Source organism: Burkholderia sp. AU15512 (assembly GCF_002223325.1).
Classification (GTDB): Bacteria; Pseudomonadota; Gammaproteobacteria; order Burkholderiales; family Burkholderiaceae; genus Burkholderia.
In genome coordinates this window covers 2,782,794-2,794,776 of the sequence record NZ_NKEX01000006.1, presented here as the reverse complement: position 1 = coordinate 2,794,776, position 11,983 = coordinate 2,782,794, and the positions used below count along the sequence as shown (strand labels likewise).

At 65.8% G+C, this 11,983-nt stretch carries 11 protein-coding genes; 1 reads left to right on the top strand and 10 read right to left on the bottom strand.

All coding sequences use genetic code 11. The features are described 5' to 3' along the window. Positions 1–21: 21 nt before the first annotated feature. The gene (locus CFB43_RS38105; RefSeq protein WP_144023140.1) at positions 22–711 is read right to left on the bottom strand and encodes a hypothetical protein; all 690 of its coding nucleotides are present in this window, start codon (positions 709–711) and stop codon (positions 22–24) included. 243 nt (positions 712–954) lie between these two features. Continuing rightward, positions 955–1,317 carry a hypothetical protein gene (locus CFB43_RS31885; RefSeq protein ID WP_089498024.1) on the bottom strand — a complete coding sequence of 121 codons (363 nt, stop codon included), beginning with the start codon at positions 1,315–1,317 and terminating at the stop codon, positions 955–957. Positions 1,318–1,445: 128 nt separating this feature from the next. On the opposite strand from CFB43_RS31885, the gene CFB43_RS31880 reads away from it, so the two are divergent. Next, positions 1,446–2,342, top strand: coding sequence for a DUF5677 domain-containing protein (locus tag CFB43_RS31880; protein WP_089498023.1), 897 nt, complete (start codon positions 1,446–1,448; stop codon positions 2,340–2,342). Positions 2,343–2,812: 470 nt separating this feature from the next. On the opposite strand, the gene CFB43_RS31875 is transcribed toward CFB43_RS31880, so the two are convergent. The 8 genes from CFB43_RS31875 to CFB43_RS31835 all read right to left on the bottom strand — a co-directional run bounded on the left by CFB43_RS31875 (position 2,813) and on the right by CFB43_RS31835 (position 11,956). Continuing rightward, on the bottom strand, positions 2,813–3,838 hold the full coding sequence (locus CFB43_RS31875; protein WP_089498022.1) for a MerR family transcriptional regulator: 1,026 nt from the start codon (positions 3,836–3,838) through the stop codon (positions 2,813–2,815). 114 nt (positions 3,839–3,952) lie between these two features. Then, positions 3,953–5,419, bottom strand: coding sequence for a xylulokinase (gene xylB, locus CFB43_RS31870; protein ID WP_089498021.1), 1,467 nt, complete (start codon positions 5,417–5,419; stop codon positions 3,953–3,955). Next, a complete protein-coding gene (locus CFB43_RS31865) occupies positions 5,416–6,351 on the bottom strand; it encodes an AraC family transcriptional regulator (RefSeq protein WP_089498020.1) in 936 nt (311 codons plus the stop codon). Before CFB43_RS31865 ends, xylB begins: the two co-directional genes overlap by 4 nt. 30 nt (positions 6,352–6,381) lie before the next feature. Further along, positions 6,382–7,575, bottom strand: a complete 1,194-nt coding sequence (locus tag CFB43_RS31860) for an ABC transporter ATP-binding protein (RefSeq protein WP_089498019.1) — start codon at positions 7,573–7,575, stop codon at positions 6,382–6,384. 291 nt (positions 7,576–7,866) lie between these two features. After that, positions 7,867–8,901, bottom strand: coding sequence for an NAD(P)-dependent alcohol dehydrogenase (locus tag CFB43_RS31850; RefSeq protein ID WP_089498017.1), 1,035 nt, complete (start codon positions 8,899–8,901; stop codon positions 7,867–7,869). Positions 8,902–8,911: 10 nt separating this feature from the next. Further along, positions 8,912–9,751: a carbohydrate ABC transporter permease gene (locus CFB43_RS31845; protein ID WP_089428633.1), complete on the bottom strand. Its 840-nt coding sequence runs from the start codon at positions 9,749–9,751 to the stop codon at positions 8,912–8,914. Continuing rightward, positions 9,739–10,707, bottom strand: coding sequence for a carbohydrate ABC transporter permease (locus CFB43_RS31840; protein WP_256990150.1), 969 nt, complete (start codon positions 10,705–10,707; stop codon positions 9,739–9,741). The genes CFB43_RS31845 and CFB43_RS31840 overlap by 13 nt, the downstream gene beginning before the upstream one ends. Further along, complete coding sequence (locus CFB43_RS31835) at positions 10,691–11,956, bottom strand: ABC transporter substrate-binding protein (protein WP_264171021.1); 1,266 nt, start codon at positions 11,954–11,956, stop codon at positions 10,691–10,693. Before CFB43_RS31835 ends, CFB43_RS31840 begins: the two co-directional genes overlap by 17 nt. Positions 11,957–11,983: the final 27 nt, after the last annotated feature.

The following is an 11,983-nucleotide window of genomic DNA, read 5'->3' as shown; positions in this document are numbered from 1 at the left end:
GATCCGGCGCGGCCCACTTAATTAACTTTCGTATTTCTTTGCCACAGCCTCAAGGTCGCCTGCGCCGCGCTGATCCCAACTGTTACGCAATGCCCAATTCCGCACCTCGTTTGCATTAACCGGATGTCCCGCTTGTCGTAACACCCTAAAGGTCTCTAGCGCATCTTTCTTGTCTGACGGATGAGCCAGGCCAGTTGCCACATTGACGCGGGTTTGAAGGCTTTCCAACGCTGCTATTACCGCCGGATCCATCGAGGGCGCGGCGACTTGCCACGAGGCGTTTCCCCAGATTGATGGCTGCCAAAGCGACAGCCACTCTTTACCATCGGTCTCGCTCCAAGGAAGATAAACGATCGCGGCTGGCGACGCACAGTCATCTAGTTTGCCCATATCAGACGTCGATAGATGAGCGCCAAGGAGAAGCGTATTGGCTTGAACGGCAGCGATGCGTGCTGGAAACTCAAGCGTTACGCTGACATTTGAGCCACCTACCTTCACAGACCGCCCTGCGTGTAATGCTTTTGCAGTCTTATCGCCCAGCATTTCCGCGATCGTCCCGCCGAGAAAATGTCCCTTCGCAGGAACCACTAGGGAAATGTTCGCAATATTGTTCGAGGCGCAGTACTTGACCGCTTCAGCCATTGCAAGTTTGGCTGTGGCGATATTCGGACCGACGTTTTCAACGAGAAACCTAGGAGTCTGAGATGGCATGGAGAGACCTGCAGGATGGTTTTCGGAGCCGAATCACCGTATCACACCTTCAACAGCCAGCGCAGCAATCATTTCGGCGTCGTTCGGAGCGTAGGTTAGGCACTCCATCCAGCCGTTGAAGCCCATCCAAGGGTCATGAACGAGGAGATCCGCTTGCGAGGTGGCGGCGGCTCGTCAACAACCGCCCGCATCTCGGAACGGAGGCCCTGGGATCAAAGGGGTGGGATGTCCCGAGGTCGGCAATCAGATCGCGAGGTCTTGCGCAACATCCACGATAAGGGCGTCCTTGACTTGCCCATATGGAATCGCTCGGCCCTCGTCGAACCCCACCATCCTCTCTGTGATGATCCTGCTAAGTTCCTCGATGTGTGGGCGACGAGCCTCCTCGGACAATGTCACGATGGCTTCGAGAAATTGATCAGAAAAATAAATCGAAACGCTCCGCGACCACTTTGTGCGATCCTCAGGTTGCCCGAGCAACGGCCAGAGGACAAAAAAGTTGCGCGGGTTAAGCGAGTGGAATTCAGCGCCCTCAGGGAACAGCGAGCGGATCTCGTCCGCGATCAATTGTTTTGCTGTGAGATGAACGTCGCTGAGTGTATTCATGGAGGTCTCCTGTTGGTGCTCTGGGGCACGCTCGGCCGACAAATCCTAGCATGACGACACTTTGCCTCTCTCGTCACGACGCGCTATGAACTTGTCCAAGATATAGCTATCACATGATAGGCTGAGGCATGATTGAATTTACCCAGATTACGGAAAAATATCAGCCACCCTACATCGAGAAGCATTTCAGCTCTCTTGAAGGGCTACACACGTTCTCGGTCCAATTCTTCAAAGATGTCGCAGAGATTTATGATGCGCTCACAAGGATGAGTAACGTCGAGCGCAATCCGACAGGATATTCGATCGATGACGCACCTATCCTCGGACTCCTCGTCCGCATCTGCAAGCTCCTCAAAGAATGCGTGAAGTATCACGAGCAAGATAACGCCGAGGTTATCGCGATCTTCGAGCGCCCTCTCATCGAAGCTACAACGATCGCCAGCTATCTGATGCTGAACGACGCCGCCGTGATCAAGGATTACCGTAAGTGTTCTTACAAGGATCGGCTCAGGATTATCAGGGAATTAGAGAGCGGATCAGCCTTCTTCGACACGAAAGCGGGGAAGCGTTTGCTCGCTGCCGTCAAAGACAAGATGGATTTTGAAGGCCTGACTAAGGACGATTTCGCGGAACAGAAGAAAAATAAATGGCGGCTGCAGGGAAAAAACTTCCGGGAAATTTTCGCCGAGATCGAACACGACGATCTCTATCCGGCCACCTATGGAATGATGTCTGAATCAATCCACGGCTCTTGGAACGAGTCTATGGATTGGGACTTGGTCCGCAATGATGACGGGACATTCTCCGCCTTCACCGACTACCATCCCGCTGACGTAAGGTACGTGACGCCGATTGTGAATTTTACTATCAAGCCTTTCCGGCTGTGGCTCCAGCGTATCGACGCGTATGATGATAATTTCAAAGGGACGATGGACTGGATCGAGCGGGTAAATACCCGTCTCTTCCGCACATTTGATAGCCTGTATGACGGTGAGTACGATGCCAAGAAAACCAAGGAATCTTAGTCGGGCTTTTCTGATGCAGCTTTTTCGGCGCCATCCTCGCCGGCACGAAATGTAAGATTCCGCAATGCAAGAAATTGCTTGCGTCTCAAAGTAGGGGGACGAGCAGGGGTGAAGTTGTACTCCCTGGACTGGGAGTTAAACCCGACACGGGTTTCAGGGCGACACCGCGCCCCCTTCGTCTCAGCCGCCAGCGCCTTGGCCGCGCATACCGCATGCGTCGTCGCGCGCCAGCAGTCGTTCACTCCTCGATCTCCGCAGAATAGGAGGGAAGGCTTAACGCTGCGGGTTTAACGGCCGCTGTTCGCACGGTGACGGCCGATCACGGAAGAAGAGTGAAACGTCCGAAGTGGGTCGGCTGCAGTCAATCGGGCGCAACGAAATGGCACTACTCTGGCGCCCTACCGCACCAGCAGCCCGATGTCGCACACACCGGCCATCGTCGACCGTGATGCCGAACCGCAGCGATGCCGCTACCCCGCCTCCGGCCGCCGTGCGATCCGCGCGCGGGTGGCCGGCGACGCAAGACAGGTGGCCACCGCTTCGTAGCCCGGCGCGCCGGGGTACGGCGCGACGCGGGCCGGCGGGCTATGGTTCGCGGGACACAGAATGATCGCTTCGTCCGGGCCGACGGCCGACAGATCCAGGATCGCCGACGAGCGGGTCAGCATGAACAGCGGGCGCATGCCGTCGGCTCTGGCGCGCTGGCGAAGGTACGCAATCAGCGCCGCCTGCGTCGGCTGGTCGAGATCCTGTTCGATCATGTCCACGACCAAAGCACCCACGCCGTCCGCCTCGAGGCCGGCGAGCAGCAAGGTCAGCGCCGGAGATTGCGTGGCGCCTTCGTCCGCAAGCCATGCCGACGTGCGTTCGACCCGCGCCTTCAGCGCCGGATCGGCCCGCAACGCGCCGAACGCCGCCGCGCCGCCGTCTTCCAGCCGGTCCAGCCCGATGAACGCGGCGCCGGGCAATGCGTCGGCCAGCCGATGCGCGAGACGGGTCTTGCCGCTGCCCAGCGAACCGATGATGTAGTTCAGCGGACGGATATCGCGAAATTCGAACCATTCGCCGTCCCACGGCCAAGGGAGGTTGAACGCAACGCCCGCGGCGGCCGGCGCGAGCAGGCGCGTCAGTTCGCCGTCGTCGGGCATGCGGCCGCGGGCAAGATCGGCGCGGATCGCGCGAACCTTGTCGACCTTGCCGACCAGATCCTGAATGCCGCGCCCGAGCGCCGCCTCATGCGTCGCCAGGGCGTCGCTCAGGCTGCGGGCGTCGCCGCCCAGCACGTTCGCGACCTGGGCCAGGCTCAAGCCGAGCGCGCGAAGCGCCGCGACTTCGGCCGCACGCGCCAGATCGTGCGGGCCGTAGGCGCGGTATCCGGCCACCGTTCGCCCGGGCGTGACCAGTCCTTGCCGCTCGTACAGCCGCAGCGCCTTGGCCGATACGCCAAGCCGCATCGCGGCTTCCGATGCGCTCAGGCCGCGCGTGACATCGCTCATGGGTCACCTTTCGGGTCGTCGATTCGTGATGACGAGCATAAAGGCGATCCCAAGGGCCGGGTCAAGCGCGTTCGCGTGTGAATCGACGAAGACGCCGGCCGCGCCGCGCGTCAGTCAGTCGGCCGCCGCGAATTCGTCGCGCAGCGCGTGATACAGCCGCCGATACCGCGCCAACCGCCCCGCCAGCAGATCGACCATGGCGGCATCGGGCGCGACCGTCTCCGTGACGGGCGGTGCGACGCAGACTTCCGCGAGCGTGTCGTCCGTCGCGGCCAGGCGTGCCAGCCGCGCCGCGCCGAGTGCCGCACCAACCGCGCCGTCCGCATGGCGCTGCATCGCGAGCCCGGTCGCATTCGCGCACAGCCGCGCCCAGAACGCGCTCTTCGAACCGCCGCCGATGAACGACACCGCGTCGAGCGTCGTGCCGGCCGCACGCAGCGCGTCGTAGCCGTCGGCCATCGCGAACGCGACGCCTTCCATCACCGCGTACGCGAGATCGTCCGCGGTGTGTTCGTTGGACAGCCCGAAGAACACGCCACGCGCATGCGCGTCGTTGTGCGGCGTGCGTTCGCCACCGAGATACGGCAGGAACAGCGGCGCACGGGCCGGCTCCGCGCGTTCGGCGCGCGCGGCCAGCACGCCGGCGGTCGTGCCGTGCGCGCGCGCGAGCCAGTCGAGGCTCGCGGCGGCCGACAGGATCACGCTCATCTGGTGCCAGCGCCCTTCGACGCAGTGGCAGAACGCGTGCACGGCCGCGTCCGGGTTCGGCGCGAAACGGTCATTACCGGCGAATAGCACGCCCGACGTGCCGAGCGACAGGAAGCCGCTGCCGGCGCCCGTGACGCCCATGCCGATCGCGGAGGCCGCGTTGTCGCCGGCGCCGCCGGCGATCGTCACGGGCCCCGCGATGCCCCATTCGCGCCGAAGCGCGTCGCGCAGCTGTGCGGCCGGTGCATTGCCCTCGACGAGGCGCGGCATCTGCGCGCGCGTCAGCTCGGTCGCGGCGAGCATCCGGTCGGACCAGTCGCGGCGCGCGCAGTCGAGCCACAGCGTGCCCGACGCGTCGGACATCTCGGACACGAATTCGCCGGACAGGCGCCAGATCAGGTAGTCCTTCGGCAGCAGCACCTTGTGCACCGCGCGGAACACGGCGGGCTCGTATTTCGCGAGCCACAGCAGCTTCGGTGCGGTGAAGCCGGGCATCGCCATGTTGCCGGTGATCGCGCGCGATTCCGGCACCAGCGCCTCGAGTTCGACGCATTCGGTGCCGGCGCGCGTGTCGTTCCACAGGATCGCGGGGCGCAGCACCTGGTCCGCGCGATCGATCAGCGTCGCACCGTGCATCTGTCCCGAGAACGCGATGCCGCGCAGCGCGGCGAAGCCGGCCGGGTGTGCTGCGCGCACCGCCGCGATCGCGTCGAGCATCGCGTGCCACCACGCCTGCGGGCGCTGTTCCGACCAGTGCGGATGCGGGCGGCTGATCGACAGCGCGGCCGAGCCGGTCGCGAGCGGGGCCGAACGGGAATCGGTGAGGAGTACCTTGACCTCGGACGTGCCGAGATCGATGCCGAGAAAAGTCACGTGTGAAGCATCCTGTCTGGGGCGCGCGGCGGCGTGCGTCGCGGGGGCGGCGCGTCGTCGCGGCCGTGCGGTTCGTTGAGCCGGTGCAGCGCGCGGAACCTCGACGGCGGCACCTGCTTCATCGCGAGAAACTGGCGGTTGAAATTCGACAGGTTGTTGAAGCCAACCCGGTAGCAGATGTCGGTCACCGTCAGGTCGGAAAACATCAGCAGCTCGCAGGCCTCGTTGATGCGCAGCCGGTTCAGGTAGCGCACGAACGACGAGCCGGTATGGCGGCGGAAAAACCGCGTGAAGGTGCTGACGCTCATCCCGGCGAACGCGGCGACGTCGGTCTCGCGCAGCATGCCGGGCAGGTTCTGCTGCAGGTACGACAGCACCTGGTTGATGGTCGACGACATGTAGTGCTGCGCGTCGCTGCGGTAGCCGGGGCCGGCGAGCACGCGCCGCTCGCGGCACGACGACAGCCGGTCGAACAGCGACATCAGGATCTCGACGCGCCGGCAGCCGTGCGCGTTCGCGAGTTCGAGCATCAGCGGCGCGACGTCGCGGCCGACGCGGTCGGGAAACTGCACGCCGCGCGCCGCATCGTCGATCAGGTCGATCACCGGCTGCAGCTCGCTGAACGCGCCGACCATCTTCTCGATCGCATCGCGCGAGAACTGCAGCACGACGTCGCGCGACGGCACGCGTTCGCCGTCGGGGAGTTCGCTGACCCAGTTGTGCGGCAGGTTCGGCCCGGTGACGATCAGGTTGCCCGGGCCGAAATCGCCGATGTGATCGCCGACGAACATCTTGCCGTGCGACGACTGGATCAGATGAATCTCGTACTCGGGATGAAAGTGCCACTTCGCGACCGAGTGCGGATAGTCGTGGATCCACGCGCGGAACGATTCGTCGCGGTGGGTGGGAACGATCTCGAGATCCGGGTTCATCGTGTGCTCCGTCGGGGGCGTGCCGGCGTGCTACGAGCGGGACATCGACCAGCCCGTCGCGGCGGGCGGCGTGGTGCGCGTCGCGGCCGCCGGCGGCGCCGCGTGCGCGGTCGGGTTCGCGTCCGGCAGCGTGACGTTGCGCTCGGTGCCGGCGTCGAACAGATGCAGGGCTTCTTCGTCGAAGCGGAACGCTACCACGGCCCCCGGCGCCGGGGCCATCGGGGCCGGCACGAGGGCCGCGCACGGCTGGCCGTGCCAGTCCAGCGTGACGAGTGCCTCGGCGCCGAGCAGCTCGACGAGCTCGACCGTGCCGGTCAGCGCGAGCGTGCCCGGGGTCGGATCCGGTTCGGTGACGAGCCGCAGGTGGTTCGGCCGGATCGCGGCCTTCACCTGCTGACCGTCGTGCAGCGGGGCGAAGCGTGGCGACGCGAGCGGCCAGCGCGCGCCGTTGCAGTCGAGCAGCACGTTCGCGCCGAGGCGCTCGATCGTGCCCGCCGCGAAGTTCATCGCCGGCGTGCCGACGAAGCCGGCGGCGAACACCGTGTGCGGCTGCCCGTACAGCTCGGCCGGCGTGCCGATCTGCTCGATGTGGCCGCCGCGCATCAGCACGACGCGATCGGCGAGCGTCATCGCCTCCAGTTGGTCGTGCGTGACGTACAGCGTGGTCGTCTTCAGCCGCCGATGCAGCCGCTTGATGTCGCCGCGCAACTGCGTGCGCAGCTTCGCGTCGAGGTTCGACAACGGCTCGTCGAACAGGAACACGGCGGGCGTCTTGATCATCGCGCGTGCGATCGCCGCGCGCTGCTGCTGGCCGCCCGACATCGCGCGCGGGCGGCGGTCGAGCAGTGCGTCGAGGCTCAGAATGCGGGCGACGTCGCGCACGCGGCGGTCGATCTCGTCGGCCGGCACCTTCAGCCGGCGCAGGCCGAACGCGATGTTGTCGTACACCGTCATGTGCGGGTACAGCGCGTAGTTCTGGAACACCATCGCGACATTGCGCTCGCGCGACGGCAGGTCGTTGACGACCGCGTCGCCGATCAAAAGCTCGCCGCCGGTGATCGCCTCGAGGCCCGCGATCATCCGCAGCATCGTCGACTTGCCGCAGCCGGACGGGCCGAGCAGCACGATGAATTCGCCGTCGGCGATCTCGAGGTCGAGCGGATGCAGCACGGCGGGGCCGCCGTCGTAGTGCTTCGACAAAGCCTTGCAGGTGATCTGGGCCATGGTTTAGGGCGTGTCCACGCTAATAACGGGCTTGCGCTGGCCACCAGAAGGGCCGAGCGCGAGGATTGCGACGAAGCGAATACTCGACGTATTCGCGAGGAGCATGACGCGGCGCTCGGCCCTTCTGGTGGCCAGCCCCACGAATGCATTTTTCAAACAGGGGAACGTGCCTTTCCGCCCACATTGCGGCGTCGTGCGTCGCTTGTTTGGCACGGCCAAACGGCGCTCCTTACTCCTTGCACTGCGGGCGGAAAGGCACGTTCGCAAGCCCGTTATTAGCGTGAACACGCCCTAATCCATTTCGATCTGAATCTTGACGTCGCGCGGGTGGCCGCTCGCCGCTTCCTCGAACGCGCGCACGCCTTCGGAAAACGGGAACGTGCGCGAGATGAACGGCTTCACGTCGATCGCACCGGACGCGATCAGCGCGAGCGCGCGCGGAAAGATGTTCGCGTAGCGGAACACCGATTCGATGCGGCCTTCCTTCGCCTGCAGCGCGACCACGTCGAGCGGCACCGGGGCGACCGGCATCCCGATCAGCACCGCGCAGCCGCCCGGGCACATCAGGTCGACGAGGTTCGCATACGCGTTCGCGCTGCCGCTGGCCTCGAACACGACGTCCGCGCCCCAGCCGTCCGTTGCTTCGGCTACCACGTCGGCGAGCGACTGTGTGCGCACGTCGACGGTCGTGACGGCACGGTTGTCGGCGAACAGCGCGAGCTTGTCGGGCACGACGTCGGCGAGGATCACGCGCGCGGCGCCGCCGGCGAGCGCGGCGAGCGCCGTCATCGCGCCGATCGTGCCGGCGCCGATCACGACCGCGAGGTCGCCCGGCTTCATCGCCGCCTTCTTCGCGGCCTGCAGGCCGATCGACAGCGGCTCGACGATCGCGCCTTCGGCGAACGACACGGTGTCGGGCAGCCGGTACGTGAACGCGGCCGGATGCACGACGTACGGCGTCAGGCAGCCGTGGATGGGCGGCGTCGCCCAGAAGCGCACGTCGGGGTCGAGGTTGTAGAGCCCGCGCAGCGTCGCGGGCGAATCGAGGCGCGGCACGCCGGGCTCCATGCACACGCGGTCGCCGACGCGCAGGTGCGTGACGCCGGCGCCGGTCTCGACGACGGTGCCGGACGCCTCGTGGCCGAGCACCATCGGCGCGTCGACGCGAAACGGGCCGATCCCGCCGTGCACGTAGTAATGCACGTCGCTGCCGCACACGCCGACCGTATGCACCTTGATCCGGACGTCGCCAGGGCCGACCGCCTGCGGCAGGTCGATGTCGCGCAGCGCGAGTTCGCGCGTGCGTTCGAGTACGAGTGCTTTCAACACATCCTCCTTATTTTCCCTTGACCATCGAATTGAGCAGGCGGCTCAGCATGCCGACGAACACGAGCGGCGGCAGCGCGAGCAGCACCGTCGACGCATTGATCACGCCCCACGGCACTTCCTGGCCGAGCGACGTGAACGCGGACGCGACCACCGGCAGCGTCGCGCTGCGCGACGACGTCAGCGCGAGCGCGATCATCAGTTCGTTCCACACCAGCACGAAGCTGAACACGATGCCGCCGAGCAGCGTGCTCGCACATACCGGCAGCGCGATATGCCAGAACACCGCGTACGGGCCGTAGCCGTCGAGCGCGGCGGCTTCCTCGATCTCGCGCGGCAGCCGGCGGAACACGGGGATCGACAGCCACGTGATGGTCGACAGCGTGACGAGCAGGTACGTGACGATCATCGACAGCTTCGTGTCGTACAGCCCGAGATCGACCCAGATCGCGATCAGCGGCAGCGCGACCGCGACGGGCGGCAGGAAGCGCAGCGACAGCAGGAAGAACTGGATGTCGCGCTTGCCGCGTATCGGGTAGCGCGCGATCGCATACGCGGCCGGCACGCCGAGCACCGCGCCGATCAGCACGGCCGCGCCGACGATCGCGATGCTGTTGCCGAGGCCGATCAGCACCTCGGGGCTCGACAGCACCTGCTCGTAGTTCGCGAGCGTCGGCGTGAAGATGAAGCGCGGCACGGGCGTGACGATGTCGAGCAGGTGCTTGAGCGAATTGAGCACGGCCCAGAACAGCGGGAACGCGGCGACGAGCAGGATCGCGCCGGCGATCGCGACAGTCGTTGCGGTCGAAACGGTCGCGGCGGTGCCGCGGCGGGCCATCAGTCGTCCCATTTGTTGACCCTCTTCCAGATGAGCGTGAAGACGAGCGTGGTCGCGACCATCATCAGTACGGCCATGCCCGACGCATAGGACACCTTGCCGGCGAGGCCGATGCCCTGCTGGTACGCGTACAGGTCGAGCGTTTCGGTCGCGATGCCGGGGCCGCCCTTGGTCATCACGTAGATCAGGTCGAACGAGCGCAGCGATTCGACCATCTTGATGAACACGAGGCTCACGAGCGGCGCCTTCAGCATCGGCAACGTGATGTACGCATGCACCTGCCACGTCGTCGCGTTGTCGAGCCGCGCGGCTTCGAGCGGCTCGGGCGGCAGCGTCTCCAGCAGCTTCAGGATCACGACCGCGAAGAACAGCCCCCATTGCCACACGTCGACCAGCGCGACCGCGTACAGCGCGAGATGCGGATCGGCGAGGAACGCGGTGTTCTCGATCCCGAGCATGCCGAGCAGCCAGCTCAGGATGCCGGTGAGCGGCGCGTACATGAACTTCCAGATGAACGCGGCCGATACGCGCGGCAGCAGCACCGGCATGATCAGCACCAGCGACGCGAGGCGGCGCCAGCGGCCGTGCACGCGCTCGAACAGGAACACGGCCAGCGCGATCCCGACCAGCACCGCGCCGGCCACCGTGACGACTTCCCACAGCACCGACACCTCGATCGCGTTCAGGAAGCGCCGGTCGGACGCGAGCCGGATGAAGTTGCGCAGGCCGACGTATTCGCTGTCGGGATAGCGCAGCACGCGGTTGCGCAGCGCGAGGTTGATCGCGGCGACGGTCGGGACGAGGCTCAGGACGGCGAGCAGCGCGAGCGTCGGCGCGAGGAACACCCACGGCAGGCTCGTGCGGTCGCGGCGCGCGCGGCCGCGCCGGGCGGACGGTGCGGAAGGCGGGGCAGGGGCCGGACGGACGCCGAGCGCGCGTCCGCCGGCGCCGTCATTTGCGAGCGCCATGTTCGAGCGCGTCCTTCGCGTACTGGTCTGCGTCGTCGAGCGTGCCGCGCACGTCCGTCTGCGTGCCGGTGAACACCTGCTCGAGCGCGATGCCGAGGTTGTCGCCGATATCCGGCCACTGCGGCGTGCGCCAGATCGTCACCTGCGTGACCGGGTTGGTGTCGTTTAGCCCGGCCTGGATTTGCGGCGCGACGTGCTGCTTGAAGTACGGGCTCGCGATCGTGCTCGACCGGTTGTAGTCGCTGAACACGCCGTTGCGCAGCCGCGCCTGCTCCTGGTCCTTGCTGGTCGCCCACGCGATGAAGCGGCCGGCGGCCATCCGCGTGCAGTCGTCCTTCGCGCCGACCGCCGAGATCGCGAAGCCGTGGCCGTAGGCGGCCGACGGCAGAGGGGCGGGCGGGCGCGTGTAGCCGACCTTGCCGGCCACGCTCGACTTGCTCGCATCCTCCATCCAGTCCGCGAACGGCGTCGATTCGATCATGAACGCGACCTTGCCCGAGCGGAACGCTTCGAGCGCGTTGCTCCAGTCGTAGGTTGCCGCGCCCGGCGGCGCGTACTTGAACAGGTCGCCGTAGAGCTGCGTGGCCTTCACGGCGGCCGGCGAATTGAACGCGGGCTGGCCGCCCTTGTCGGTCCAGGCGCCGCCCATCCCGAGCATGAACGGCGACCAGCGCCACACGTTCATCCCCGAGCCGCGCTGGCCGCGCGCGACCCAGCCGTACAGCTTCGGCGGCGCGTTGAGCTTCTTGATCGCGGCGACGAGCTGGTCGAGCGTCTTCGGCACCGGGATGTGCGCGGCGTCGAGCAGGTCGCGGCGGTAGAACAGGAAGTCGCCGCCGCCGATCAGCGGCGCGAAGTACGCGACGCCGTTGTAGCTCGCGACCGCGCGGCGGCCGGGCAGGAAGTCGTCGTAGTCGTATTCCTTCGGGTAGTACTTGAGGAGCGGCACGATCCAGTTGGCCGATGCGAATTCGGCGACGTTCGCCTCGTCGACGTAGTAGATCTGATACGAGCCCGCGCCGGTCGACGCGTCGAGCCGCGATTTCGCGCGGCGGTCGTTTTCGCCGAAATAGCTGATCTCGACCTTGGTGCCGCTCTTCTTCTCGTAGTCGGCCAGCGATTTCTCCATCACCGACAGGCCGAGGCTCTTCTGCGCGAGCACCCGAAGGGTCGGCACCTTGCAGACCTGCGCGGCCGCGACGCCCGGCAGACAGGCGCCGAGCAGCAAGCCGGCTGCGACGATTCGCATCTTGTTCACCCGTGTCTCCTTGATTCT